The following is a 254-nucleotide window of genomic DNA, read 5'->3' on the forward strand; positions in this document are numbered from 1 at the left end:
GCTCGACGCGCTCGATGGCGTGGTTCGGCATGCAGGTGCCGAACGGGCTCAGTACCTGTTCGATCGGCTCGCGGCCCACGCTTCGTCCAACGGTATCGCAACGGCGCGCCTCAATATCACGCCCTACGCGAATACGATTGCCGTCGATCAGCAGCCGCCGTATCCGGGCGACTTCGATATCGAAGAAAAGCTTGCCGCCGCGCTGCGCTGGAATGCGCTGGCCATGGTGGTGCGAGCCAATCGCGCCTACGGGG

Annotated in this window: 1 protein-coding gene; it reads left to right on the forward strand. The window is 64.6% G+C overall.

The features are described 5' to 3' along the window. The coding region (locus tag R2R70_RS21705) for a hypothetical protein (RefSeq protein ID WP_410979154.1) at window positions 1-254 on the forward strand (254 nt) is incomplete at both ends.

This window comes from Cobetia sp. SIMBA_158, assembly GCF_046566945.1.
Classification (GTDB): Bacteria; Pseudomonadota; Gammaproteobacteria; order Pseudomonadales; family Halomonadaceae; genus Cobetia; species Cobetia amphilecti.